The 26,364-nt window shown below is 34.0% G+C and carries 23 protein-coding genes; 11 read left to right on the top strand and 12 right to left on the bottom strand.

The annotated features are described in order from the left end of the window. Positions 1-95: 95 nt before the first annotated feature. On the bottom strand, positions 96-1,214 hold the full coding sequence (locus GON26_RS03510) for a nuclear transport factor 2 family protein (RefSeq protein ID WP_160373347.1): 1,119 nt from the start codon (positions 1,212-1,214) through the stop codon (positions 96-98). A 253-nt stretch (positions 1,215-1,467) separates the two neighbouring features. Continuing rightward, a complete protein-coding gene (locus GON26_RS03515) occupies positions 1,468-2,529 on the bottom strand; it encodes a helix-turn-helix domain-containing protein (protein WP_160373348.1) in 1,062 nt (353 codons plus the stop codon). Positions 2,530-2,702: 173 nt separating this feature from the next. On the opposite strand from GON26_RS03515, the gene GON26_RS03520 reads away from it, so the two are divergent. The 3 genes from GON26_RS03520 (at position 2,703) to GON26_RS03530 (ending at position 8,225) form a co-directional block, all read left to right on the top strand. After that, positions 2,703-6,134 (top strand): hypothetical protein, encoded by a 3,432-nt coding sequence (locus tag GON26_RS03520; protein WP_160373349.1) that lies wholly within the window; start codon positions 2,703-2,705, stop codon positions 6,132-6,134. A 64-nt stretch (positions 6,135-6,198) separates the two neighbouring features. Then, entirely contained in the window at positions 6,199-6,789 is a 591-nt protein-coding gene (locus GON26_RS03525; RefSeq protein ID WP_160373350.1) for a hypothetical protein, read from the top strand. Between the two features lie 365 nt (positions 6,790-7,154). Next, positions 7,155-8,225 (top strand): glycosyltransferase, encoded by a 1,071-nt coding sequence (locus GON26_RS03530; protein WP_160373351.1) that lies wholly within the window; start codon positions 7,155-7,157, stop codon positions 8,223-8,225. A gap of 180 nt (positions 8,226-8,405) precedes the next feature. Here the strand turns inward: GON26_RS03530 and GON26_RS03535 are convergent, their stop codons facing one another. The 3 genes from GON26_RS03535 to GON26_RS03545 all read right to left on the bottom strand — a co-directional run bounded on the left by GON26_RS03535 (position 8,406) and on the right by GON26_RS03545 (position 11,823). Beyond that, positions 8,406-9,704 carry a porin gene (locus GON26_RS03535; protein ID WP_160373352.1) on the bottom strand — a complete coding sequence of 433 codons (1,299 nt, stop codon included), beginning with the start codon at positions 9,702-9,704 and terminating at the stop codon, positions 8,406-8,408. A gap of 161 nt (positions 9,705-9,865) precedes the next feature. Then, complete coding sequence (locus GON26_RS03540) at positions 9,866-10,951, bottom strand: sensor histidine kinase (protein ID WP_160373353.1); 1,086 nt, start codon at positions 10,949-10,951, stop codon at positions 9,866-9,868. Positions 10,952-11,139: 188 nt separating this feature from the next. After that, positions 11,140-11,823: a response regulator transcription factor gene (locus GON26_RS03545; RefSeq protein WP_160373354.1), complete on the bottom strand. Its 684-nt coding sequence runs from the start codon at positions 11,821-11,823 to the stop codon at positions 11,140-11,142. Positions 11,824-12,056: 233 nt separating this feature from the next. Between GON26_RS03545 and GON26_RS03550 the strand changes: the two genes are divergently transcribed. From GON26_RS03550 to GON26_RS03565, 4 genes are all read left to right on the top strand, one after another. Beyond that, on the top strand, positions 12,057-14,843 hold the full coding sequence (locus GON26_RS03550; RefSeq protein ID WP_160373355.1) for a TonB-dependent receptor: 2,787 nt from the start codon (positions 12,057-12,059) through the stop codon (positions 14,841-14,843). A 288-nt stretch (positions 14,844-15,131) separates the two neighbouring features. Next, a complete protein-coding gene (locus GON26_RS03555) occupies positions 15,132-16,331 on the top strand; it encodes a hypothetical protein (RefSeq protein ID WP_160373356.1) in 1,200 nt (399 codons plus the stop codon). Positions 16,332-16,437: 106 nt separating this feature from the next. Continuing rightward, positions 16,438-16,776 carry a T9SS type A sorting domain-containing protein gene (locus GON26_RS03560; protein ID WP_160373357.1) on the top strand — a complete coding sequence of 113 codons (339 nt, stop codon included), beginning with the start codon at positions 16,438-16,440 and terminating at the stop codon, positions 16,774-16,776. Positions 16,777-16,869: 93 nt separating this feature from the next. Further along, positions 16,870-17,850, top strand: coding sequence for a LuxE/PaaK family acyltransferase (locus GON26_RS03565; protein ID WP_160373832.1), 981 nt, complete (start codon positions 16,870-16,872; stop codon positions 17,848-17,850). 37 nt (positions 17,851-17,887) lie between these two features. Here GON26_RS03565 and GON26_RS21855 read toward each other — a convergent pair whose 3' ends face one another. From GON26_RS21855 to tyrS, 3 genes are all read right to left on the bottom strand, one after another. Continuing rightward, positions 17,888-18,010: a type II toxin-antitoxin system RelE family toxin gene (locus tag GON26_RS21855; RefSeq protein WP_394350393.1), complete on the bottom strand. Its 123-nt coding sequence runs from the start codon at positions 18,008-18,010 to the stop codon at positions 17,888-17,890. A gap of 131 nt (positions 18,011-18,141) precedes the next feature. After that, the gene (locus GON26_RS03575) at positions 18,142-18,348 is read right to left on the bottom strand and encodes a hypothetical protein (protein WP_160373358.1); all 207 of its coding nucleotides are present in this window, start codon (positions 18,346-18,348) and stop codon (positions 18,142-18,144) included. Positions 18,349-18,381: 33 nt separating this feature from the next. Next, the gene (tyrS, locus tag GON26_RS03580; protein WP_160373359.1) at positions 18,382-19,677 is read right to left on the bottom strand and encodes a tyrosine--tRNA ligase; all 1,296 of its coding nucleotides are present in this window, start codon (positions 19,675-19,677) and stop codon (positions 18,382-18,384) included. A 175-nt stretch (positions 19,678-19,852) separates the two neighbouring features. Between tyrS and GON26_RS03585 the strand changes: the two genes are divergently transcribed. Next, positions 19,853-20,854, top strand: a complete 1,002-nt coding sequence (locus GON26_RS03585) for an NAD-dependent epimerase/dehydratase family protein (RefSeq protein ID WP_160373360.1) — start codon at positions 19,853-19,855, stop codon at positions 20,852-20,854. Here GON26_RS03585 and GON26_RS03590 read toward each other — a convergent pair whose 3' ends face one another. The 3 genes from GON26_RS03590 to GON26_RS03600 are packed head-to-tail and all read right to left on the bottom strand — an operon-like array spanning position 20,855 to position 23,413. Next, a complete protein-coding gene (locus GON26_RS03590) occupies positions 20,855-21,328 on the bottom strand; it encodes a DUF4296 domain-containing protein (protein ID WP_160373361.1) in 474 nt (157 codons plus the stop codon). Between the two features lie 9 nt (positions 21,329-21,337). After that, positions 21,338-22,678: a dihydroorotase gene (locus tag GON26_RS03595; protein WP_160373362.1), complete on the bottom strand. Its 1,341-nt coding sequence runs from the start codon at positions 22,676-22,678 to the stop codon at positions 21,338-21,340. Between the two features lie 9 nt (positions 22,679-22,687). After that, complete coding sequence (locus tag GON26_RS03600) at positions 22,688-23,413, bottom strand: polyprenol monophosphomannose synthase (protein ID WP_160373833.1); 726 nt, start codon at positions 23,411-23,413, stop codon at positions 22,688-22,690. 105 nt (positions 23,414-23,518) lie between these two features. On the opposite strand from GON26_RS03600, the gene GON26_RS03605 reads away from it, so the two are divergent. From GON26_RS03605 to GON26_RS03615, 3 genes are all read left to right on the top strand, one after another. Next, on the top strand, positions 23,519-24,190 hold the full coding sequence (locus tag GON26_RS03605) for a DUF4271 domain-containing protein (RefSeq protein ID WP_160373363.1): 672 nt from the start codon (positions 23,519-23,521) through the stop codon (positions 24,188-24,190). 11 nt (positions 24,191-24,201) lie between these two features. Beyond that, positions 24,202-24,951 carry a uroporphyrinogen-III synthase gene (locus GON26_RS03610; RefSeq protein WP_160373364.1) on the top strand — a complete coding sequence of 250 codons (750 nt, stop codon included), beginning with the start codon at positions 24,202-24,204 and terminating at the stop codon, positions 24,949-24,951. 153 nt (positions 24,952-25,104) lie between these two features. Then, entirely contained in the window at positions 25,105-25,575 is a 471-nt protein-coding gene (locus GON26_RS03615) for an Lrp/AsnC family transcriptional regulator (protein ID WP_160373365.1), read from the top strand. Between the two features lie 99 nt (positions 25,576-25,674). On the opposite strand, the gene GON26_RS03620 is transcribed toward GON26_RS03615, so the two are convergent. After that, on the bottom strand, positions 25,675-26,361 hold the full coding sequence (locus GON26_RS03620) for a zinc metallopeptidase (protein ID WP_160373366.1): 687 nt from the start codon (positions 26,359-26,361) through the stop codon (positions 25,675-25,677). Positions 26,362-26,364 lie beyond the last annotated feature (3 nt).

The raw sequence follows: 26,364 nt of genomic DNA on the forward strand, positions 1-26,364 counted from the left end.
GTTCTTGTATTTTTTTCAAAGACTATAAAAAAATAGGTTTAGAATTAATCCCTACATTGTAACCTTGAAATTCTAAACTCCATTACAATAGAACCTTAATTGTTTTTCAACTTCAACGTTTCTATTATTTTTTCAGCTACTCCTTTAGCCGATTGAAAATTCTGTCCTGTAATTAATCTTCCGTCTGCCTCGACATGTTCAGTATTTCTTGGAGAGAATAAAAAGTTTCCGCCTCTTTCTTCTATTGTCTTTTGAATTAAAAATGGAAAATATTTAAAATATTTTGCTTCCCGATTCTCATAAGAATCCGGATAACCATTCACTCGTTTCCCTTTGACTAAATAATCTCCATTTTTAGTTTTCAAATTCACAATACCAGCTGTTCCGTGACAAACCGAAGAAATGATTCCCTCATTTTCTTCATAAATCGTCATAGCAATCTTCTGAATTTCTACATTTTCAGGAACTCCAAACATAGCACCTCCTCCTCCAACATAATATATTACCTTATATAAAGAAGGATTAACTTTTTGTGGTTCCAAAGTAGTTTTTAATGAAAACATAAAATCGCTATTATACAGATATTCTTTTTCCAGTTTTTCTGAAGTCTGAATATAAGCCAACGGAATTGCACCACCTTGCGGACTAACAAAATTGATTTCATAACCTGCTTTACTGAAAACATCATAAGCATTCACAATTTCTGAAAAACTATTTCCTGTAGGCAAATCAGACGTTCCATAATGTGTTGCATTAGACATTACAAAAAGTACGCGATCACCAGTTCTGTTGCTGCTCTTGCTACTTGCGGCTTTACTAACAATTTTCCATTGTCCGTTTATTTTTTTTAAGATGAACATATCCATAAAAAGCAATTTTTTGCCTGCCACTAAAATTTCAGCTTTTGCAATTTCCGTGTATCCGTAAATATCAATCGCAATTATATTACCGATTCGTCCGTTAAATTTTCCTTTTTCTCCCTTTTCAAACCCCTGTGCATAATCCTTAGCAGTTACAGTCCATAATTCACCTCCATTTCTATCCAAAAACAAATCTGCATCTTCATAAAATGCACTATTAATTTGAGGAACATCATTATAAGATGTCCCTTCGATATAATGATTTATGGTTACCCGAATTTGCTCCTCATCGGATTGACCATAGCTGAACAAGGAACAGAACAATAAAACCAGCATGCAAAAATTTACCTTCATAATTTAATTTTTTAATTGTGTTAAATGACTTTAAAAATTAAATAATGACTTTGCCAGAAACGACTTTTTAAACTGCGGTTTTTCATTTAAAGCAGTAGAAATAAAGCAATAAATAAAAATGAAAACTGCAAGTAAGGATCTCGTAAATGGCAACAATTAAGATTTAATTTTCAGCAAAAATCAGATCAAAATCGTAAAATGAGGTCATCAAAAAAGAAATCAGGAGTACGGATTTATCAATTCACACTTGCTATTAAGCTTGCAAGGCCTGATTTTGATAATTTAAAGGAGTGGTTCCGGTGTGTTTTTTAAAGGCAGCAAAAAAGGTGGATTTAGAATTAAAACCTACATCATAACCAACAGATTCTAACGTAAATCTATCATTCGATGTGATGATTTTACAAGCTTCATTTATCCTGAATTCATTGACGAAACTGGTAAAGTTTTTACCCAGATCATTATTTAAAAACTGAGATAATTGATGTGAAGAAATATTTATTTCCTTTGATAAATCCTGCAAAGTCAGATTTGGATTTTTATACAAACTCTTTTCATTCATTATTGCTCCCAGTTTATCCGATAATTTTTTTGCTTCGGCCGAATCCATTTTCTTTCCTGAATTCTTCTGAACATTCAGTAAAAACAAGTCTTCTGTTTTTTTTCTGTATAAAAGAATTGAAATAATTAAATAAAGAATAAAAGAAAAAACAACTCCTCCGCTTATATAGGTCGCTCCCGGAGCACCTATTATCGAAAGAAAATAAAAAAGAAACAATAGCACATTACCCAGAAAAAGCATTCCGAACCACATTTCGGCGGGAGTTGTAGTGTATTTTTTACTTATAATTTTCTTTAGGATTTCTCTAATTACAAAACCTGAAAAAACAATGTAAACAAACCATTGCAAATAAATAATTCTTATAAAATAACCTCCCCACAATTCCGGATATGCTGCATACGGATATAAAAAACCTGCAGTAATAATCACAACAGCCCAAAACAGTAAGGTAAACTTCCACATTTTTGGCATAACGTTAATTTCATCAACTGCCGATTTAATAAAATAATACAAACAAGGACCGATAAAAAAGCAGGCTGTAAGTCCAAACTGCAAATACATTTTGGGCAATTCCGGGTCGAAATATACAAATACAGATTTTCCAATTCGTATACTTAAGGCAAACAAGAGTGCTCCCAGAAAATAATTGGTCAGGTATTTTTTCTTTGTAAAGAAGAAAAAATATACGCCCAGAATAATTCCGTTGAAAGCTCCTAAAGCACTAAAAAAGAATAAAAGCTCTTTACCAGTATCCATAATTAAAGTTCGTTATTTACTGACAAAGCTAAAAAAAAGATTGACTTATACTTAGTTACCTTGTGTAAAAACCCGAACTAATTATTAAAATTCGTTCAGATTGCCTACTCATAAATCCGTCCTATTTTCCCAATTATAAATACTACTTTTGACTTTTTGCAGTTAAAGTCTTTATGTTGAAAAAATTACTTTTTTTGATGGTGTTTGTTTTCTGTTCTGTGCTTCACGCTCAGGAAACTAACTCGCTGTACAAAACCAAAAAAGTAGTCGTTACCCAAGACACTATTCACCTTGAAAAATTCAGTATCAATTCCAGCTTTTTTCAGCTTTTGAATTCCAGAAACGAAGCTATTGACTCTACATTTTACAAAATAGATTTCGCAAAAGGAATTTTACTTTTAAACCAAAACAACCTTACTACAGCTGATACTTTAATTGTAAATTATCTAAAATACCCAGATTTTTTAACCAAAGAATACAGCTTATATAAGGATAGCCAAGTCGTAAGCAATGACGTAACTACCGACAAATTATATAAAATCGAAAGCGGTAATGCGAAGAAAGTAATTCCGTTTGACGGCTTGAATACTTCGGGAAGCATCACGCGTGGTGTCACTATCGGAAACAATCAGAATACGGTTCTAAACTCCAATTTAGATTTACAAATCACCGGAAAATTGTCTGATAAAGTTAGTTTACGGGCTTCGCTTCAGGACAATAATATTCCGTTGCAAAATGGTGGTTATTCGCAAAAGCTCGATCAATTCGATAATATTTTTATGGAATTATTCAGCGACGACTGGAGTATTCGCGCAGGTGATGTTTTTTTAGAAAATAGAAAAACACAATTTTTAAGTTTTAATAAAAAAGTACAGGGAATCGCCGCCAGTTTTGACTTTGACACCGAAAACAGTAAAACTAATGTTTTTGCCTCAGTGGCTTTGGTGAAAGGACAATATGCTAAAAGTACTTTTACGGGGCAGGAAGGCAATCAGGGGCCGTACAAACTAAAAGGGCAAAACGGCGAATTGTACGTTTTGGTTATTTCGGGTTCTGAACGTGTTTATGTCAATGGTGTTTTGCTCAAACGAGGCGAAAACAACGATTATGTGATCGATTATAATGCGGGAGAAATCGTTTTTACCTCGCTTTTTACGATTACATCTGAGATGCGAATCAATGTCGAATACCAATATTCAGACAGGAATTACAACCGATTTGTCACGTATGCAGGCGCAACGCATGAGAATAAAAGCTGGAGTTTTGGCGGTTATTTATATTCTGAAAATGATTTGAAAAACCAGCCTTTACAACAAAATCTTTCGACAGAACAAGTTCAGATTTTAAGTCAGGCTGGCGACGATCCAACTTTAATGACGGCTCCGTCAGCTTTTGAAGACACCTATTCTGAGAATAAAATTTTGTACAAAAAAACAATTGTCAACAGCATCGAAGTTTATGAATATTCAAACAATCCTGCCGACGTTTTATACAATGTAAAATTCAGTTTAGTAGGTGCAAATGTTGGGAATTATATCATTCAGAACAACAATTCAGTAGAGCGTATTTACGAATATGTTGCGCCTGTAAGTGGTATTCCACAAGGAAATTATGAACCTATCTCGCAATTGGTTGCGCCAACAAAAATTCAGGTGGCTACCTTTTTAGGAAAATACAATCCCGACGAAAAAACACTGGTAGATTTTGAAGTTGGCATCAGTAATAATGACCAAAATTTATTCTCGGATATTGATGATGCTAATAATGAAGGAATTGCTTTAAAAACCAATATCAAAAAACGTCTTTTTACACGTGATTGGACGTTAGATGCTTTTGCAAATTATCAATTTGTACAGGAAGATTTTAAATCGGTAGAACGTTTGTACAATATCGAATTTAACCGGGACTGGAATTTAAACACAACGCTTTTAGGCAATCAGAGTCTTTTGGTTACAGGATTAAATTTTGATTTATTTTCGAAAAAAGAAACTCCGTACATGGGTTTGTTTACCTATCAATTTGAGAAATTAGATTTTACCGAAAGTTATTCCGGCTCACGACACACTGCGAATGCTTTCTTTAAATTAAAAAACTGGACGGTTGAAAACCAAGGCAGTTTCCTGAATAGTGATGCAACGGTTTCGACTTCAAAATTCATTCGGAATCTCACCAAAGCCAAATATCATTTTGGCAAAAACTGGGTTGGCGGAAGTATTCAAATCGAGGACAATCAGGAAAAAAATAAAAGTACGAATCAGTTTTCGGCCTTGAGCCAAAAATTTTCAGAGTTTGGTGCCTTTGTTGGCCGCGGCGACAGCACCAAAGTTTTTGTAGAATTGGGTTACCTCAGACGCAAAAACGACAGTTTGCAAAACGGTTTATTGCAACACGTGAGCAATTCGCAAACTTTTGTTTTGAGATCAAAATTGATTCAGAATAAAAAAACTGATTTGGCAGTTTATGCCAGTTATCGAAATTTAGATTTTACCGATGCTTCACGCAAAAGAGAGCCTTCTTTAAATTCCAGAATTTTGTACAATGATCGTTTTTTTAATCAATTTGTGCAAACCGGAATTGCCTACGAAACCAATTCCGGAACCATTGCACAGCAAGAATATACGTATGTAGAAGTTCCGGCAGGACAAGGTGTTTATGCCTGGAACGATTATAACGGCAACGGAATTCAGGAAGTTGATGAGTTCGAAATCGCTCCTTTTCCGGATCAGGCAAAATTTATCCGCATCTTTTTACCAAATCAGATTTACATCAAAACCAATCAGAATAAATTTTCGCAGTCGGTGACTTTGAATCCTTTGCAATGGCAAAACGAAAAAGGTTTTAAGAAAATTGCGTCGTATTTTTACAACCAAACTTCTTTTATTTTAGATCGAAAAGTAAAAAGCGACGGTGATAATTTCGAATTAAATCCTTTTAGTTCTTCTGATGAAAATATTTTGGGACTGAATTCAAGTTTTAGAAATAGTTTGTTTTACAATCGTGGTAAACAGAAACATTCAGTAACCTATTCTTACCTTATTAACAAAGGAAAAAACCTGCTTTCTATTGGTTCGCAGGAAGTAAAAAACTATTCGCATCAGTTGCAATACACGCATTTGTATCAGAAAAGCTGGTTGTTTAATTTGTTTACCAAAACGATTCAGAACGAATTAATTTCGGAAGATTTTATAGAGAAAAATTTTCAATTAGAAGGTTATCAGGTGGCGCCAAAAGTGAGTTATTTATTCTCTAAAAACACCAGTTTGGATTTCTTTTATGAATTACAAAGCAAAAAAAATCAGATTGGAAATTTTGAAACTTTAACCCAAAACCGCCTCGGAACTTCGTTTTCGTATGCCGGAGAAAAGAAAGTCACGGTTAATGGAGAATTTTCTTTTTATGAAAATAAATTCGATGGAAATGAGTTTTCGTCAGTAGGTTTTCAGATGTTAGAAGGACTTCAGGCAGGGCAGAATTTAGTTTGGAAATTGTTGTTACAGAAAAACTTAACGCAGTTTTTAGACGTAAACCTCAACTATCAGGGACGAAAAAGCGAGACTGGTGCTACGATTCACACAGGGAACGTTCAACTTCGTGCATATTTTTAATCCTTTGAGAATCAGATAACAATAATTTGATTAATTTAGATTGAAATTCTAACGCTACAATCTTATGAAAAAACTAGTATTACTTTGTTTAATAGTTCTTTTATCCGGTAATTTCTACGCTCAGGAAACAGCCAAAACGACTAAGTCTAAAACAGAAACTACTGCTGCTAAAAAGAAAAAAGCAACTGCTGACAAAGCCGCAGCAGATGCTAAAAAAGAATCTACAAAAGCTAAAAAAGCAGCCAGCGATGCTACGGAAGCATCAACGAAAGCGAAAAAGGAAACTGCCAAAGCCAAAAAAGCAACAACCGACAAAGCTGCTGCGGACGCAAAAAAAGAATCTACAAAAGCTAAAAAGGCAGCCAGCGATGCAACCGACGCATCTACAAAAGCCAAAAAAGAAACAGCAAAAGCTACCAAAGCAAAAACCAAAACAGCAGATGCATCGGCAAAAAGCGCAAAAAAAGAAACAACTACAGCCAAAAAAACGGCCTCTAAAACTACCACAAAAACGTTAAAAGAAACCAACGAAAAAGCACCAAAAGTTGCTGATAAGGTAACTGGTGAATACAATGGTAAAAAAGTATATACCGGTCCAAGAGGCGGGAAATACTACATTAATAAAAACGGAAATAAAACGTACATTCAGGAGTAATTTTTTTCAATAAAAACAGCGCATTTTTGTCATTCCGTAGGAATCTCTACGATTGTTAATTAGCGTCGGGATTCTTTCAGAATGACAAACTTTGTGAATAATCTAAAGTCCAAATTTCTAAATAGAAGTTTGGGCTTTTTAGTTTTAGAAATTAAAAATTTTAACCGAAAAGCACGCAAAGTTTTTTACGCAAAGCTTTGCGAACTTTGCGTTTTTACAAAGAAATCAGATTAAAATTCCTTGCGTGTATTACGGTTACAAAACAACTCTTCCTCTAAAAAAACATCAGACTTAATAATTTAGTAATATCTTCGAAATAATAAAAGTTAACCGTTTCTTTATCTTCGTTTGAAAAAGCGCCATTTATGAGTATTGATTATTCTGCAAACAAAACTATTTTGATAGCTCCATTAAACTGGGGATTAGGACACGCGACAAGATGTATCCCGATTATAAAAGCGCTTCAAGACAATAATTTTATTCCGATAATTGCTTCAGATGGCATTGCTTTGGCTTTGTTGCGAAAAGAATTTCCCTATATTCAAACATTAGAATTACCCTCTTATCATATTGAATATGCTAAAAATGGTAAAAATTTCAAATGGAAACTCATTAAAAGTTTGCCTAAAATGATTACCGCCATCCTGGACGAAAAAAAAATGGTGAACTCCTGGATTAAAAAACATGGTATTGACGGCATCATTTCAGACAATCGATTGGGTGTTTTTAGCATTAGAATTCCATCCGTTTTTATTACCCATCAATTGAATGTAATGACGGGTAATACGACTTGGTTTACGAGTAAATTTCATCAGAAAATCATAAAAAAATACAACCAATGCTGGGTTCCCGACACCAATACAAAAACTAATTTAACCGGCGAATTGGGACATCTTAAAACCAATGATTTAAACGTAAAATACATTGGACCTTTGAGCAGAATGCGTAAAAAAGAAACACCAAAAGTCTATGATCTGATGATTATATTATCTGGTCCGGAACCTCAACGTACGTTATTGGAAGAAAAATTACAAGAGGAAGTTTTACGCTATAAAGGCAATGTTGTTTTTGTAAAAGGTGTTGTCGATAAAACACAAACCAAGCAGCAAATTGGTCATGTGACGCATTACAATTTCATGAATACCAAGCAACTCGAACAAACTTTCAACGAAAGTGATTTGGTATTATGCCGTTCGGGTTACACGACTGTTATGGACTTAGCGATGCTGGAGAAAAAAGCTTTTTTTATACCCACTCCAGGACAATATGAACAAGAATATTTAGCCAAAAAATATCAGGAAGAGAAATTAGTTCCGTATGCAACGCAAGATGATTTTAAGATTGAAGACCTTTCGAAAGTTGATTCTTTTAAAGGATTGTCTCAATTTAAAAAATCTATTAATTGGGATAAGTTGTTTGCTATATTTGAGAAGTGATTTTGTCCTCCTTAATTATTATTTAAAAATCACAAAGTTTGTCATTCCGCATGAATCTCAGCAACTGTTGATTACTGGGTTTAGAGATTCTTACGGAATGACAAACTTTGTGTACAACTATAAAGAAAAAAAACCACTTCATAACGAAGTGGCTTTCTTGATGTTTGTTATATCTTTTTCTTAGAAATTAAACTGCGCTTGTAATCGTAATAAATTACCTTTTTGTCTGTTTATTGGCAGTGCGCTGTCCTCAAAAGTTCTGTCGGCAATTACATATTCAGCAACAAATTCTAAAGCTTTTATTGGCTGCCATTCAAAACCAATTTCATAATCCCTTACTACATAACTTCTGGCGTCTTTTTCGAATTTTTTTCCACCGTCATAATATTGAAATTTAGCAAAAGGATACAATAACTGCTTTTTTGGCAAATCCCATTTGTAATTTAAGGTTACATAACCTCCTTCAAGGTCTGAAACTTCAATAGAATTTGTGACTTTGTCATAACGAGGGCCTTTTCCAACATTATATTCAGCCTGAATACCAAAAGGTTTTGGATACAAAACAAATGTCGCCCCAATTCTTTGATCAGTGGTATTTTGCTTATTTTCTACTGTAACTCCTGATGAAATTTCATTAGTAAAAGCCCATTTTCCGGTATAGGCCTGAATTCCTGGCTCTATAATTTGGTTTCCTATTACAAACGGATAGGTCAATCTGGTAACTACGTGCAAATTTCTATTCGCCTCCGTTTTATTTGCTGTTTGTCCGTTATAGGCTCCAAAAGCAAAAACACCGTAATCTCCGGAACCTTTATATCCATCTCTTACCAACATGGCAAAACGCTCTCTGATTTCTTCTGGTGCCCAGTAAAAAAATACTCCTAAATCTCGTTCGTTAGCAACTGCACTATTTAATCCATCATTACGATCTAATACTAAACGATTTTGACTGGATTGTAAATTTTCAAAACCAAAAGGAACTTTACTTTGACCAATACGAAGACGATATTCCCTCTTTTTGTCAAAAGAAACATCAAAATAAGCATCCCTGATTTGTGCAAAATTCTGAAGCCCGGTTACAGGAGAACTAGCAAAGTCAGGTTGGAAATAAAAATATACATTGGAATGAATCTGACCGGAAAACACTAATCGGGCACGTCTGATAAAAAAACCATTATTCGCTTTTGCATCGGGTTCTGTAGAAGTGGTTCCCCAGGATTTATCACATTGGTCACAGGAAACTTTATCATTGGTAGAAAACAAACCATTGTATCGTACCTGAACATATCCTCTTAAAGAAATTTTGTCGTACCAGTGTTCTGTATTTATAACTCCGGCATTAGTTTCAACAAGTTTTGTTTTGTTTATGGAGTCTAAAATGCGCATTACTTCATTTTTTACCTCTTGTTTGTTTAAATCTTGTGCTTGTGCAGCACAGGTAAGCAGTAATAAAACCGCAATTATTTTCCTTTTTATCATTTTTTCTAATGCCCTTAATTTCAAGGTGCAAAGATGTATCACCTATGTTAAGAAATCATTAACCAGATGTTATTATAATAAAAATTTATTGTTACGGAGTTAATCTCAAAGTTGATTTATTGTTAACACACTTATTTAATTGAGGTTAAAACAAAATCAGCTTACAATTTTTTAACCTCCGGTTTTATTATTTTATGTGCTTTTTCAAGCGTAAATGAAAATTCAGAACCAATTCCGAACTCACTTTCTACATATACTTTTTCTTTATGCGCTTCGATAATGTGTTTTACGATCGCCAATCCTAAACCAGAACCTCCTTCTGATCGGGTTCCGCTTTTATCAACTCTGTAAAAGCGTTCAAAAAGTCTCGGAATATTTTGTTTCTCTACTCCTTCACCATTATCACTAATACGAATCAGGACTTTTTTCTTGGTTAGGTTTACGATTCCAACTTCGGTTAAACCGCCGTCTTTTCCGTATTTAATCGAGTTTACAATTAAGTTTTCCAGCACTTGCTGAATTCTGTCTTTGTCTCCTCGTACAATTACTGATTTTACATTTTTAGTTTCAAAAGCCAGTTTGATTTTCTTCTTATCGGCTTTCATTTCCAGTAATTCAAAAACATTGGCTATCAGTTCCAGAATATCAAAATCGGTAATCATCAAATCCAGATCCCCAGATTCAAGTTTGGTAATCATGTCCAAATCTTCTACAATATAGATCAGACGTTCAACGCCTTTTTCGGCACGTTTTAGATATTTTTTTCGAATATTCTTGTCTTCCATGGCACCATCCAACAAGGTCGAAACGTAACCCTGTACAGTAAACAAAGGTGTTTTAAGCTCATGCGAAACATTTCCTAAAAACTCTCTTCGGTATTGTTCCCTGATTTCGAGCATTTCGATTTCGAGTTTTTTATCGGTAGCAAATTTTTTCACTTCACGTGAAAGCGTTTCCATATCAGTCGTGATAGGCTGATTGATAAGGGTTGTCGATTCTAATAACGAAACCTCATCGTAGATTTTTTTTACTCTTCGGTAAATAAAACGTTCTACCCTGTATTGTAAAACCAGAAAGGAGAAAATATAAATAGATATTAAAAAAACAATTCCAAACCCAATTTGATGTTTTAATTGATTTTTATAGAAAATATTCATCAAAATAAGTACAAATCCTGTTGCAAAAAGGCTGATGTACAATGCTGATTTTACAGCAAATTTGTATGTTTTTTTAAAATTAATTTTCATTGAAATTTATTAACCATTAAGAAATTTTCTTTTCACCATATAAGTGATACAAGTTCATTTCACTTTACTGTAAATGATTTAGCACATAAAAACTATGTTTTTATGTGCTAAATAAATAATTTTTAAAATTTGCACGAAACTATTAAATGAACTTGTATCACTTATATGGTTCAAATTTATATTAAATGCTATACCTCAAATTTATAGCCAACCCCTTTTATAGTCTTAAAAAGGTCTTCACCAATTTTTTCGCGTAATTTTCGGATGTGAACATCGATTGTTCTACCGCCAACTACCACCTCGTTACCCCAGACTTTATCAAGAATTTCATCTCTTTTAAAAACTTTTCCTGGTTTTGAAGCCAACAAATAAAACAATTCGAATTCTTTTCTTGGCAAAGCAATTTCGACGTTTCCTTTGATGATTTTATATTCTTCTCTGTTAATTTCGATTCCGCCTACGTTTAAAGTGTCCGTAACCACTTCCTGTTCTTTTAACCTTCTTAACAAAGCCTTTACTTTACTTACTAAAACTTTTGGTTTGATAGGTTTCGTGATATAATCATCAGCACCGGCGTCAAAACCAGCCACTTGTGAATAATCCTCGCTTCTGGCTGTCAAAAATGTTATGATAACGTTATTTAATTCCGGGATTTTTCTGATGTGTTCGCAAGCTTCCATTCCGTCCATTTCAGCCATCATGACATCCATGATAATCAATTCCGGTAATTCTTTCTGAGCCTTTGCTATTGCTTCTTTTCCGTTTGAAGCTGTAATAATCTGATAGCCTTCCTGAGCAAGGTTATAGCCAACAATTTCCAGGATATCCGGTTCATCATCAACTAATAAAATCTTCGTTTGTGTTTTTTTCATAAATAGCAAAAATTGAAGTATTTACATCAAATTTTCTTTATTATATATTCGATGGTATTTATTTGAGATGGTAAATATAGTAATAAAAATAGCCTCAAAAATTCGTGTTAACGGTAATTTAATCTGGTAACAATTTGATAATCTACACAACACAAAAAGATAACAAGTGCCTAACACGAACTTTACACTGCGTTTCTTTCTTTGCACCAAAATAAATCAAACACACACACAGAATGAAATTCAATTTAAAATTTCTATTTATTACATTATTTATTTGCGCTATTTCGATGGCTCAAAACAAAGGTACGATTTCTGGGGTTTTAACCGACAAAGAAACAAACAATGAAGCGTTGCCTTTTGCCAATGTATTGATTAAAGGAACAAACATTAGCACTAATACTGATATTGACGGAAAATATTCGTTGACTGTTAACCCAGGAAGCTACATCCTTATTTTTAGCTTTATAGGGTATGAATCTGTAGAAAAACCGGTAACTGTTGCTGCCGGAGAAACTCTAACTGTAAATCAAGTTCTTACTTCAGGAAGTTTTACCCTAAAAGATGTAGTGGTAAAATCGACTGCCAGCAAAGAAAAAGAAACCGCTCTTTTATTAGACCAGAAAAATGCTGTTGTCATCAAACAAAGTATTGGAGCACAGGAAATGTCAAGAAAAGGCGTTAGCGATGTAGAGGATGGTTTGACAAAAGTAACCGGAATTACTAAAGTTGACGGAAGAGGTTTATTTATTAGAGGTTTGGAAGACCGTTATAACAATTTGTTAGTAAACGATTTACAGACTCCTTCAAACAGTCCGTTCAAAAAAATTATTCCATTAGATTTATTTCCTACTGATATCGTTGGGGTTTTGAATATCTACAAAACTTTCAATCCTAATATCTCTGGAGATTTTGCAGGAGGAACTGTAAATATCGAAACTTCTCAGCCTAAAAACATTACCAAACTGAATGTAGGTTTTGGTTACACAACAAACAATAATCTTAAAAAATTCCTTCTTTCAGATGATGCAAATTCTACTAAAGGAACTTTTGGATTAAATGGTGACGATAGAGAATTACCTGGTGTATTTGGTTCTGTTCCTAATGGAAAAAAACTATCTCCAGACGAATATAATAATGCGTATGGCGATAAAAACTGGGATGTTGATCAAACAGCAAGTCCTTTGAACTCAAGTATTGGTTTTTTACATTCACAAAAATTCAATCTTGAGAAAGAAAGAAACATCAGTTACATTATGTCTATTAATTTTGACAACAAATACCTTTTTAGAGAAGGTGTTGAAAGAACTTTCAACTTAGGTCAGGGTAATTACGACAATAATTTATTAACTACCCAATATTCTTATCAAACCACTTTTTCTGGTTTAGCAGGTTTGAAATATAAAACAAACCGATTGAACTTAAACTTTACAAGTTTGTTTATTCAGGCTACCGAAAGTATTATTCAGGATCAGTTAGGATACACTAATAGTTTAACAAACGTAACTAATAACCTTATTCGAGGAAATCAATTTGAAGAATCAAGATATTGGAATACACAATTGTTTGGAGATTATAAATTGACAGAAGATGGCAAACATACTTTAAAAGCTGGCGGATCTTATGTGAAAACTGGTTTTCAACAACCAGATAGAAAATTTATCACAGGTCAGAAATTGAATGATACCGAAATCAATATGTCATACGGCGGAAACAACTTAAACCGTCAGTATCTTGATGTAAACGGAAACTTTTATTTCTCTGCACTTGCCGAATATAATTTAAAATTTGGAGATAAAGAAAAACAAAACAACTTGTCTATCGGTTACAATAATTACCTAAACGACATGGAATCCAGCTACCGTTTCTTTTCAGGAAGGAGAAACATCGACAAAAACTATACAGCAGACTTAAATACTATTAGTTCTCAAATTAATGACGATATCAACAATGGAATTTTGTATGTTCAGGAAGAATCTAATGGTGATTACAAAGTAAAACTGAACCAATTTGTGAATGCTGGGTATTTCAATTTATTTTGGACTTTTGGAGAAAAATGGGATGTAAACGCAGGTCTTAGAGCAGAAAATTCTACTCGTGAAATTAAATACAGAGAACAAGGTGATCCGTTTGGAAGTGCTTACCGCAAAAAAACAGATGAAAATTTAGATTTTCTTCCTTCGTTAAATGCAAAATATGCTTTGAACGAAAAAAGCAATCTTCGTGCCTCAGTAACCAAAACTATTACAAGACCTGTTGCCATGGAATTATTACCTATCAATTACATTAATCCAGACGGAACTTCAGTAAGTGGTAATGCAAATTTATTGAACAGTAATAATTACAACGTAGATTTTAAATACGAATTGTTCCCAAACAACAAAGAGTTATTCGCTATTGGAGCTTTTGGAAAAATGATTGAAAATCCTATTGAAAGAGTTTTCAAACCAACAGCTAACAGTGGAGGTCAAATTATTACTTTCAAAAATTCTGAGGAAGCACTTATTTATGGTGTTGAAATCGAAATGATTTTATCAGGAAACAGAATCAGCGAGTCGTTATCAAACTTTAGCCTTGGTTTCAATACTTCATTAATGGATACTGATGTTACAATTGATTTAACAAAACAAGGTAACGAATTAGAAAATAGCAAAAGTCGAAAACTTCAGGGAGCTTCAAACTGGATGATAAATTCAGATTTAAAATATGACTTTACATTAAACAACGATTGGAAAAACACCATGACATTAGCTTACAATGTTTACGGAGACAGAATATTTGCAGTAGGTTCGTCAGGAATTGATCATATCTACGAAAAATCATTTAGCAAATTAGATTTTATCTGGACAAGTACCCTTTCAAAAAACATCGAAGTAAAATTTGCAGCAGAGAATTTACTTAATCCGTATTACAGAAAAGAATTAGGAAAAAACAGCACCATCAACATTACTGAAGATTCATTAGTACTTCGTGAATACAAAAGAGGAGTTGGTTTCTCAGTAAATCTTGGATATACTTTTTAAGACAAAAGTCTAAAAAACAAAAAGTCTAAAATCGTTAATCTTAAATCTAATCGCAGATTTTTGATTAACGATTTTTGATTTTAGATAGTATAAGTCGAAAGAACAAATATCCATCAAAACCAAATCTAAAATCTAAAATCAATTCAAACACATAACATAAAATTTACGTTCAGTTGATTGTTATATAATACTTTGATAACAATTAGCTAACTAAATTTCAGAACTGCGACAGTACTTTTGACTTAAATAATAACACAAAAAAAAACTATAATTTAAAATCATTAAAAAATGAAAAAATTAGTATTCAGTCTTTCATTATTAAGCTTAATTTTCGCAAGTTGTTCTTCTAGCGATGACGATGTTGTAACGCCTCCAACAGCAGGTTCAGGTGAAATCACCGGAGACATTACTGCTTCAAAAACATATATCAAAGGAACTTACACACTTAGTGGTACAGTAAGAGTAAAAAATGGTGCTACTTTAACTTTTGAAGCAGGATCTACAATTACTGCTGACGTAACAAATGGTACAGACGTATTATTAGTTGAAAAAGGTGGTCTTTTAAATATTGCTGGTACTGCTGCAGAACCAGTTGTTTTTACTGAAAAATCTAAAACTGCAGGATCTTGGGGTGGAATTATCTTATTTGGTGATGCTCCAATCGTTTCAGGAAAAACTGCTGACGGAACTCCTATTACTACTGCAACTTCAGAAGACGGAACAAATATTGTTTACGGAGGTTCAAATGCTACTCACAGCAGTGGATCTTTAAAATATGCTCGCGTAGAATATGCTGGTAAAAAAATCCTTGACGGAAACTCAGAAATGAATGGATTCTCATTCTACGCTGTAGGTTCTGGAACAGTTTTAGAAAACCTTGTATCATACAAAGGTGCTGATGACGGTTTCGAATTTTACGGTGGAACTGTAAGTGCTAAAAACTTAATTTCTTACGGAAATACAGATGATTCTTTTGACTGGCAAGACGGATGGCAAGGTCAGGCAAACACAAACTGGTTTGCTTACCAAACAGGTGCTGGAAACTTCGGAATGGAAATTGAAGCAAAAAGTGTTAACAACGCATTCTTCCCTAAAGTTTCTAACATTACTTTAAGAAGAGCTCCAAACACTCCAACTGAAGCTGGAAACCCAACAGAAATTGATGCAATCCAATTCAAAAAAGAAGGAAACGGAGAATACTCAAATGTTGTAATTTCAGGATATACAAATACAGCTGGTACAACAACTGCAGTTGCTGTTAGAATTCAGGAAGCTGCTACAAATACAAATCAGGTAGCAGGTGGTAAAATCAAAATGTTGAATGTAAAAATTGCTGATGCAGCTACTGCTTCATGGGGAGTAGGTGCAACTGGTTTTACTGTTGCTTTCCCTGACGGAAATTTTACAACTGGTGCTGCAACTGGAGCTGCATTAACTCCTGGAGCTTGGGCAATTGTTGACGGTGTAAACTTATTAGAAAAACTATAAGACACTCACTTATAAATTGTTAAAAACATCCTAAAATTTTAGGATGTTTTTTTTTGGCGTAATTTTTGAAAACTTTTTTGTATATTTACTAAACTAAAATTACGCGATGGCAAAAAACTACTTTTATATTACATTCTTACTGGCTTTTTTCTTTACCCTGAGTGTTTCGGCTCAAGATGGTAAACAATTAGCAAAACCTCAGGACGCTACAGGTATTGAGGGTCTAAGTATGTATCCTAATCCCGTTACCAGCGGAAAAGTGTACATCACCTCAAAAAATGACTTAGAAAAAGAAATCGTGATTTTTGATGTTTTAGGAAAAAAAGTATTGCAAACGCATATAAGCTCAAAAGAACTTAATGTTTCTGATTTAACTCCTGGTGTTTATATTATTAAAATTAGTGAAGAAAACGCATCAGCAACCCGAAAATTAATTGTCAGGTAAAGATTTAAAATATATCTAAAGCTCCAAAATAACATTGGAGCTTTTTTATTGCCTTTACATTCTCTCAATTATTTACCTTTGCAAAAAAAAGTTTTGATTACAGCCAGCGATATATTTACGATTTCGAGTCAGAAACAATTTGAAAAAATAGCACTAAAAGTGTTTCGTTTCCAGCACGAAAACAATAAAGTATATCGTGACTTTTGTGATTTTTTGAAAATCAATCCGCAACAAGTAAAATCATTAGAACAAATTCCTTTTTTACCTATTCAGTTTTTCAAAAGTCATCAAGTGGTTTCAAACGAAAATCTTCCCGAAGTTACTTTTACCAGTTCTGGAACAACCGGAATGGTGACCAGCAGACATTTGGTTACAGATGTTTCGCTTTACGAAGAAAGTTACCGAAATGGCTTCTCACAATTTTATGGCAATATCGAAGATTATGTTGTTTTAGCGCTTTTGCCGTCTTATCTCGAACGTGATGGCTCATCGCTTATTTACATGGTCGAAGATTTAATAAAACTATCCAATCAGCCTGAAAGCGGGTTTTATTTGCACAATCACGACGACCTAATCAAAAAACTTACTGCTTTGGATGAATCGGGTCAAAACACCATTTTGATTGGTGTAACCTACGCTTTATTAGATTTGATTGAAAAACATCAATTTCAACTCCAAAATACCATTATTATGGAAACAGGCGGAATGAAAGGCAAAAGAAAAGAAATGATTCGCGAAGAATTACACGCGCAGCTTTGCAAAGGTTTTGGCGTTTCGGCAATCCATTCAGAATACGGAATGACCGAACTTTTAGGGCAGGCTTATTCTCTGGGCGAAGGTGTTTTTGAATGTCCGTCCTGGATGCATATTCTAGTACGTGATCCCGAAGATGCGCTCACTTACGTGAAAGACGGAAAAACCGGCGGCATCAACGTCATTGATTTGGCCAACATCAATTCATGTTCTTTTATCGCTACGCAGGATTTAGGCAAAAAAAATCCCAACAACTCTTTTGAGGTATTGGGACGTTTTGATAATTCTGATATTCGTGGTTGTAATCTGATGGTGATTTGAAAAAGTTGTGAGTTGTGGGATAAATATCTTAAAACTTTCACTCGTAAATATCTTTTCGATGCCCTAAATCGATAACATCAATCAATAGTACTTCATCAAATATTTCATAGATAACTCTATAATCACCTACTCTAATTCTATAACCGGTCTTCCTTTTAATTTTTTATAACCTTTAGGTCTTGGGTTTTCAGCTAAATCATAAATATGCTTTTTAATAGCGGAGTAATACGGTTCATTAATCATTAATTAAAGCTTTTAGAACTTTATTCCTAAATTCAATATTATAAGCCATTACTTAGCCATTTTTCGCTTTTCTTCAATAATTTTAAAAGCCTCTTCAATCGAAATTCTAAAACCATCATCATTCCTCTTAGCTTCATCATACAATTTTACATCCTCCAAATCCTCTAATTTTTCCAGAAGTTTATTGTATTGTTTTATTGGCAACAAAACCGCAGTTCTATTTCCTTTATCATCTGTTATAAATTGTGTTTTCATGATCTAAAATTGTATTCTAGTAAAGTTAAGAATTTATTTTGCTCTAATCACAAAATAATTTTTCTTTCCACTTTGCAATAACACAAACTGATTATTAATCAAATCATTTGAAGTCAATACAAAATCTTCTTTGATTTTTTCTCTGTTAACCGAAATTGAATTCGCTGTTAAAGCTCTTCTTGCTTCTCCGTTTGATTTAAAAAAACCTGTTTTTTCATTTAAAACCGAAATAATATCCAAGCCGTTTTCTAAATCTGCTTTTGCTATTTCAGCCTGCGGAACTCCGTCAAAAACTTCTAAGAAAGTGGTTTCATCCAGTTTCTTCAAATCTTCAGCAGTTGAATTTCCAAACAAAATATTCGAAGCCTGAATTGCTTTTTCCAGTTCTTCTTCCGAGTGAACAAAAATCGTAATTTCTTCTGCTAATTTCTTCTGCAAAACTCTCAAATGCGGAGCTGTTTTATGCTCTTCGATCAAAACATCAATTGTTTCTTTATCTAAAAAAGTAAAGATTTTGATGTATTTCTCAGCGTCAACATCAGTAGTGTTTACCCAAAATTGGTAAAATTTATAAACCGAAGTTTTATCGGCGTCCAGCCAAACATTTCCGCCTTCAGATTTTCCGAATTTAGAACCGTCTGCTTTTGTAATTAATGGCGTTGTCAAAGCAAAAGCTTTAGCATTTTCGCCACCCATTCTACGTACTAATTCTGTTCCGGTGGTGATATTTCCCCATTGGTCAGAACCTCCCATTTGCAGAATACAATTGTTATTTTTGTATAAATGATAAAAATCGTAACCTTGAATCAATTGGTATGTAAACTCAGTAAAAGACATTCCTTCTCCTTCTCCATTAATTCTTTTCTTAACAGAATCCTTAGCCATCATATAATTTACAGTGATACGTTTTCCAACTTCACGCGCAAAATCAATAAATGAAAATTCTTTCATCCAGTCGTAGTTGTTCACCATCACCGGAGCATTTTCTGCAGTTGAATTAAAATCCAGGAAACGAGACAAAACACTTTTGATACCCGCTACGTTTTTAGCCAAAGTTTCTTCGTTAAGCAAGTTTCTTTCGTCAGATTTTCCGGAAGGATCACCAATCATACCCGTTGCACCACCCACCAAAGCAATTGCTTTATGACCCGTTCTGTTCAGGTGAACCAACAAAATAATCTGAACCATACTACCAATATGTAGCGAATCTGCCGTTGGATCAAAACCTATATATGCCGTAGTAACTTCCTTAAGCAATTGTTCTTCTGTTCCTGGCATGCTATCATGGTATAACCCGCGCCACTTTAATTCTTCAACTAAATTCTTCATTTTTTTTCAAATAATTTGTGCAAATATAATCAATGGCAATGGCAATGGCAAAAAACAATTACAATGTGATTTGCCACAAAGACACTAAGTCACAAAGAAAATTAAAAGAAATCCTTTCTGGTAAAAAAAACTTAGCGCCTTTGCGCCTTTGTGGCAAAATCGGTATCTTTACAAAATGGTATTAGTAACAGGAGGAACCGGTTTAGTTGGCGCGCATTTACTGCTTCATTTAATTGAAAATGGGTCAACTTTACGGGCTATTTATCGAAATGAAAAACTGATCCTGAAAACAAAATCGGTTTTTGAATTGTATAAAAAAGCTGATTTGTTTGACAAAATAGAATGGCTCGAAGCCGATATTTTAGACATTCCTTCTCTTGAAATTGCTTTTGTTGGTATTGAATATGTTTATCACTGTGCTGCACTTATTTCTTTTGATCCAAAAGACGAAGAATTACTTCGAAAAACGAATATTGAAGGAACTGCCAATATGGTTAATTTTGCTATTGCAAAGCAAATAAAGAAATTCTGCTACGTAAGTTCGATCGCTGCTTTAGGAGATTTAGCACCACATGAAAGCTACATTACCGAAGAAACCGACTGGAATCCTGAAAAACCGCATAGTGATTACGCCATCTCAAAATACGGTGCCGAAATGGAAGTCTGGCGTGCTGTTCAGGAAGGTTTGGATATTATTATTGTAAATCCGGGCGTTATTTTAGGTCCAATTCCGAAATCTGGTAACTGGGAAAAAGGAAGTGGTGAATTGTATCAAAAAGTCGCCAATGGTCTTTCGTTCTACACCCTCGGAAGTACTGGTTTTATTGCTGTAACAGATGTGGTGAAAATTATTTTCGAATTGATGAAAAGCGACATCAAAAACGAACGATTTACATTAATTGCAGATAATATTATTTTTAAGGATATTCTGAATACTATAGCAGATACTTTAAAAGTAAAAAAACCACACCTCCATGCAAAACCGTTATTTATGAATTTTCTCTGGATAGCTGACGGTATATTTTCGACTTTATTTTTCCAGAAAAGAAGCATTACCAAAGCAACTGCAAAAGCTTCTTATTCTAAAAATCTGTATTCGAATGAAAAAATAAAAACCGCTCTGGGAACGGTTTTTTTAGATGTACACGAATACATAAGAGAAGTTTCGAAGTTATAACTACTTACGCAGCTGCATTTTTCTTCTTATCGAATCGACATTTACTCTTTTTAAGGCCTGCTTTTTTAGAGAGTCATTTATTTGTTCTTTCGATTTGCCTTTATTGGCGATTTTTTCTTTTTTATCGTCAATTTTGACTTTTTTCTCTAAGCTTTTTTTCTCTTTTTCGAGTCTGGCATTTATCGTATCAAACATATCTTTGTACGAGTTATAATCAGCAGCATAATACATATTACTTTGTGTAAACTGCAGACTATCTACTTTATATTTTCTGAAAATGAATTTGGTTGAACTGGTTTCATTAGAATCCAACACCAGTGGATTTTGATATTTTATAGCTTCTAACAAAGACAAATCATACATGATATCGAGCATTTTTTGTTTCTCAATAAGATTTGCCGGCTCTTTTACCAACTCTTTTTTGCAGCTTACCGAAAGAAACAAAACCAATATTATTAGCACCAAGTTTTTCATATCAGCCTCTTATCTGTCAAACAATAATCGTTCACCTGCACGAACATCTTTTACTTTGAAATTATTATAAACCAATTCTCCGTTTACAAAAGTATGCGTGATTCTGGATTTAAAAACAAAACCTTCAAATGGAGACCATCCACATTTAGACAAAATATTATCCGAATTCACACTCCATGGCAAACTTGGATTCACAATAACCAAATCAGCGAAGTAACCTTCTTTGATAAAACCTCTTTTTTCTATTTTGAAAAGTTTGGCCGGATTATGACACATTTTCTCCACGATTTTCTCAATAGTAATTTTACCCTGATGATGCGCCTCAAACATTGCTACAACAGCATGCTGTACTAATGGCCCGCCTGAAGGAGCATTTAGATAAGGCTGACTTTTTTCTTCTTTTGTGTGTGGCGCATGATCCGTTGCAATAACATCAATACGGCCATCGTTCAACGCTTTCCAAAGTTCTTTTCTGTCAGCAGCCGTTTTTACAGCTGGGTTCCATTTTATTAAATTACCTTTTGTTTTGTAATCTTCATCGGTAAACCAAAGATGATGCACACAAACCTCAGCCGTGATTTTTTTATCTTCTAATGGAATTTTATTCGTAAACAACTCCATTTCTTTCGCTGTCGAAAGATGAAATATATGCAAACGTGCTCCCGTTTTTTTCGCCAAAGCCACCGCTTTTGATGACGAAATGTAACAAGCCTCAGCACTTCTGATCAAATGATGAGCCGTTACTGGAACATCGTCACCATATTGTTCTTTGAACTCTTTTAAATTGTTCTGAATCGTAGTTTCATCTTCGCAATGCACAGCGATTAACATAGGCGTACTAGAAAATATTTTTTCTAGAGTAGCTTCGTTATCTACCAGCATATTTCCGGTTGAAGAACCTAAAAATATCTTGATTCCCGCAACATTTCTTGGATTCGTTTTTAAAACTTCCTCCAGATTATCATTGGTCGCTCCCATCATAAACGAATAATTCGCAAATGATTTTACCGCTGCGATCTGATATTTATCTTCAAGTATTTCCTGAGTAACAGCATTAGGAACTGTGTTGGGCTGCTCGATAAAAGAGGTAATTCCTCCTGCAACAGCTGCTCTGGATTCAGACTCAATATCTCCTTTATGTGTTAGGCCTGGCTCTCTAAAATGCACCTGATCATCAATAGCACCCGGAATCAAATAATTTCCTTCGGCATCAATTACTTTAATATCAGAAGATTTCAGGCTGATACTATCCGCAACTTCTACAATTAAGTTGTTTTCAATCAACACATCGCCTTCGAAAATTGATCCTTCGTTTACAATTTTAGCATTTTTTATTAAAATCCTATTCATGTTTTGGTATTATAATGTATTGAATAATTTTTTTAATCGAAGTGAAATTACTCCTAAAATCGCTTCTTTAATAATGGCATTGCTCATTTTCGAAACACCTTTAGTTCTATCCGTAAAAATAATTGGAACTTCGGTAATTTCAAATTTAGCGCAATACGTTCTGTATTTCATTTCAATCTGGAAAGCATATCCAACAAATTTAATTTTGTTCAGATTGATTTTTTCCAGGACCTCTCTTTTATAACAAACAAAACCTGCTGTAGCATCGTGAATTTTCATTCCGGTAATAAATTTTACATATACCGAAGCAAAATACGACATCAAAACTCTGCTCAAAGGCCAGTTTACCACATTTACACCCGTAACATAACGAGAACCAATAGCTAAATCTGCCCCGCCAAAATGACAAGCATCAAATAATTTTTCGAGATCATTTGGATTGTGCGAGAAGTCAGCGTCCATTTCGAAAATAAAATCATATTTACGTTCCAGTGCCCATTTAAAACCATGAACATACGCTGTACCAAGACCTGATTTTTTAGCTCTTTTTTCTAAAAATAACCGTTCAGGAAATTCTTCCTGTAGGGCAACCACTTTATTCGCAGTATGATCCGGCGAATTATCATCTATAATTAAAAGATGAAAAGGTTTATGTTGCGAAAGCACTGCACGTACAATGCTTTCAATATTTTCAATCTCGTTGTAAGTGGGAATTATGACAATACAATCATTCATTTTTCTGAGTAATTTCAACGCAAAAGTAAACTTTTTATGCCATTTCATTCATAATAAATGTATAATAAAAGTATTGAAACAAAAAATTACTAATTTTGTAACGCTATGATTGAACAACTTCATCCCCGAATACTCGAAAACAAAGATTGGGCAACACTCTTATTTGTGTTATCCTTTGCTATTGTTGCTATTACTAAATCTACGTACGAAACGAGATTTGGTGAATTTAGCAAACTTATCTTCTCAGACAAATATGCCAAAATTTATCGTGACACAAGTCATTTAAAAGGGAGTTTTATTGTAGGATTGTTTTTAGTGCAAATTGTTTCGTATGCTTTTTTTATTCAGCTTACGATGCACACTTTTGGCTATGCCGAAAAAACAGACTGGCTGTTATTTATTCAAATCTCGACCATTTTACTGTACTTTATCCTTGGAAAATATCTGATTGAGAAAATCGTAGCAACTTCTTTCAATATAGACGAATTTGTGGAGCTTTTTAACTTACAAAAAGTAACTTATCGATCTTATATTGGCTTATTGATACTTCCTGTCAATGCTTTTTTGTTCTATTCTGACACAATCTCGAAAAACATACCGCTAGTAATTATAGGGGTTTCGCTGTGCATTAGCCTTTACTCCTATTTTATTTCAATAAAAACCTATCAAAATGTAATATTCGGCAAGTTATTTTATTTTATTTTATATCTTTGCGCACTTGAAATAGCCCCTTATTATTTTATATATTATTGGATTACAAAAGGGGGGGCTTGGTAAATGTTTATAATATGAAAGTGAAAACAATTTTGGTGTCACAGCCTGAACCTAAAGTGGAAAATTCCCCTTACTTTGAGCTCCAACAAAAACACAAAATAAAAATTGATTTCAGATCTTTTATTCATGTGGAAGGTGTTAGCGCAAAAGAGATTCGATTACAAAAAATCGATCTTAATCATTACAGTGCAATCATTTTGACGAGTCGTAATGCGGTGGATCATTTTTTTAGAGTAGCAGAAGAAATGCGCTACAAAGTCCCTGAAGGCTTGAAATATTTTTGTCAATCTGAAGCGGTTGCCTTTTATCTGCAAAAATATGTAGTGTACAGAAAACGTAAAATTTACGTGGGTGCAAAAGATTTTGCTGATTTGTCTCCACTAATCAAAAAATATAAAGACGAAAAATTCCTGCTTCCGGCATCTGATCAATTAAATGCAGATGCTCCTATCACGCTTAATAACTTAAAAGTAGATTGGACTCAGGCGATTTTTTACAAAACAGTAATGAGCGACTTGTCTGATTTGGCAGATGTTTATTATGATGTCTTAGCCTTTTTCAGTCCAACCGGGATAAAATCTTTATACAAAAACTTCCCGGATTTTAAGCAAAACGACACCCGAATTGCTGTTTTTGGAAGCACAACTCAAAAAGAAGCTTTGGACCACGGCTTAAGAATTGATATTCTTGCTCCCACTCCTGAAACTCCTTCAATGACAATGGCTTTAGAAAAATATATTATCGAAGCAAACAAAGGAAAATAATCCTTTAAAATACATCCCGATAGCTATCGGGATTAAAATTCCAAATTCCAATTTTACGATTGGGATTTGGAATTTTTATTTTTAAGCCATTATACCTATATTTGATTTCTATTTTAAACCAAATAAACCCAAAATAGTTTCAAATCGAAAGTTATGAAAATCAATTCTCTCTTAATCGAAATTGACGGTATCGACAAAGAAATTCTTCGCTATCTAATGGATGATGCCCGAAAACCAATCTTGCAAATTGCCAATAAAATAGGTATTTCTGGAGCAGCGATTCATCAGCGTTTAAAAAAACTGGAAACTTCTGGAGTAATTTCAGGATCAAAATTCACCGTTAACCCAAAAGTATTAGGCTATAACACTATGGCATTTATTGGCGTTTATCTGGACAAAGCTTCCCGAAATTCTGAAGCCGTAAAAGATTTAAAAAAGATTCCCGAAGTTCTGGAATGCCACTATACTACCGGAAACTGGTCTGTTTTGATAAAAATCATCTGTCGCGATAACGAACACCTAATGCAGCTTCTAAACACTAAAATTCAGGCTATTGAAGGTGTTTCAAGAACCGAAACCTTTATTTCATTGGATCAGCAGATTGACAGGCAGATTCAATTGTAAAATAAATTCCAATATTTAAATTCCAAATCCCAAGAAAAAAATAAAAAAAAATCCAAATCCCAACAAAATTGGAATTTGGAATTTAATTTTATTTGGAATTTAATTTCTTCTTCCTCCCATATAAATTGAAACATAGTACAACAACGTTGCAATGGAACCAATAGCCGCTACAACATACGTTCTTGCCGCCCATTTTAAAGCATCTTTTGCCCCTGCCTGCTCTTGCTGATTCAACATTCGTTTGTTTTCTAACCAGGCCAATGCACGATTACTAGCATCATATTCTACAGGTAATGTTACAATCGAAAACAATGTTGTTGCGGCAAAAATGATAATTCCAATCAATAACAAAGGTGGAAAAGTACGAATCATTAAAATTCCTGCTAATAAAATCCATTGCATATAACTGGAGGCAACGCTTACAACTGGCACCAATTTAGAACGCATTGTGAGCCATTCATATCCAATCGAGTGCTGCACGGCATGACCGCATTCGTGAGCTGCAACAGCTGCTGCCGCTACACTTCGGTTATTATAAACGGCTTCGCTTAAATTCACGGTTTTATCCGTAGGATTGTAATGGTCCGTCAATTGTCCCGGTGTCGAAATCACTCTTACATCACGAATTCCGTTATCAGCAAGCATTTTCTCAGCAATTTCAGCACCGCTCATTCCATTTTGCAAATGCAGTTTCGAATACAATTCGAATTTACTTTTTAATTTTGAACTTACTAACCAGCTGAAAAGCATAATAAGTCCTGCCAGAATTAAATATCCACTTCCCATATT

The organism is Flavobacterium hydrocarbonoxydans (assembly GCF_009789235.1).
GTDB classification, from domain to species: domain Bacteria; phylum Bacteroidota; class Bacteroidia; order Flavobacteriales; family Flavobacteriaceae; genus Flavobacterium; species Flavobacterium hydrocarbonoxydans.

Excerpts from the sequence above, each read along its gene's own strand:
- GON26_RS03620 (WP_160373366.1), bottom strand. The coding sequence starts at position 26,361 with ATGGGAAGTGGATATTTAATTCTGGCAGGACTTATTATGCTTTTCAGC.
- GON26_RS03615 (WP_160373365.1), top strand. The coding sequence starts at position 25,105 with ATGAAAATCAATTCTCTCTTAATCGAAATTGACGGTATCGACAAAGAA.
- GON26_RS03555 (WP_160373356.1), top strand. The coding sequence starts at position 15,132 with ATGAAAAAATTAGTATTCAGTCTTTCATTATTAAGCTTAATTTTCGCA.
- GON26_RS03520 (WP_160373349.1), top strand. The coding sequence starts at position 2,703 with ATGTTGAAAAAATTACTTTTTTTGATGGTGTTTGTTTTCTGTTCTGTG.
- GON26_RS03560 (WP_160373357.1), top strand. The coding sequence starts at position 16,438 with ATGGCAAAAAACTACTTTTATATTACATTCTTACTGGCTTTTTTCTTT.
- GON26_RS03530 (WP_160373351.1), top strand. The coding sequence starts at position 7,155 with ATGAGTATTGATTATTCTGCAAACAAAACTATTTTGATAGCTCCATTA.
- GON26_RS03595 (WP_160373362.1), bottom strand. The coding sequence starts at position 22,678 with ATGAATAGGATTTTAATAAAAAATGCTAAAATTGTAAACGAAGGATCA.
- GON26_RS03540 (WP_160373353.1), bottom strand. The coding sequence starts at position 10,951 with ATGAAAATTAATTTTAAAAAAACATACAAATTTGCTGTAAAATCAGCA.
- GON26_RS03590 (WP_160373361.1), bottom strand. The coding sequence starts at position 21,328 with ATGAAAAACTTGGTGCTAATAATATTGGTTTTGTTTCTTTCGGTAAGC.
- GON26_RS03550 (WP_160373355.1), top strand. The coding sequence starts at position 12,057 with ATGAAATTCAATTTAAAATTTCTATTTATTACATTATTTATTTGCGCT.
- GON26_RS03600 (WP_160373833.1), bottom strand. The coding sequence starts at position 23,413 with ATGAATGATTGTATTGTCATAATTCCCACTTACAACGAGATTGAAAAT.
- GON26_RS03535 (WP_160373352.1), bottom strand. The coding sequence starts at position 9,704 with ATGATAAAAAGGAAAATAATTGCGGTTTTATTACTGCTTACCTGTGCT.
- GON26_RS03585 (WP_160373360.1), top strand. The coding sequence starts at position 19,853 with ATGGTATTAGTAACAGGAGGAACCGGTTTAGTTGGCGCGCATTTACTG.
- GON26_RS03525 (WP_160373350.1), top strand. The coding sequence starts at position 6,199 with ATGAAAAAACTAGTATTACTTTGTTTAATAGTTCTTTTATCCGGTAAT.
- GON26_RS03510 (WP_160373347.1), bottom strand. The coding sequence starts at position 1,214 with ATGAAGGTAAATTTTTGCATGCTGGTTTTATTGTTCTGTTCCTTGTTC.
- GON26_RS03610 (WP_160373364.1), top strand. The coding sequence starts at position 24,202 with ATGAAAGTGAAAACAATTTTGGTGTCACAGCCTGAACCTAAAGTGGAA.
- GON26_RS03575 (WP_160373358.1), bottom strand. The coding sequence starts at position 18,348 with ATGAAAACACAATTTATAACAGATGATAAAGGAAATAGAACTGCGGTT.
- GON26_RS03545 (WP_160373354.1), bottom strand. The coding sequence starts at position 11,823 with ATGAAAAAAACACAAACGAAGATTTTATTAGTTGATGATGAACCGGAT.
- tyrS (WP_160373359.1), bottom strand. The coding sequence starts at position 19,677 with ATGAAGAATTTAGTTGAAGAATTAAAGTGGCGCGGGTTATACCATGAT.
- GON26_RS03515 (WP_160373348.1), bottom strand. The coding sequence starts at position 2,529 with ATGGATACTGGTAAAGAGCTTTTATTCTTTTTTAGTGCTTTAGGAGCT.
- GON26_RS03605 (WP_160373363.1), top strand. The coding sequence starts at position 23,519 with ATGATTGAACAACTTCATCCCCGAATACTCGAAAACAAAGATTGGGCA.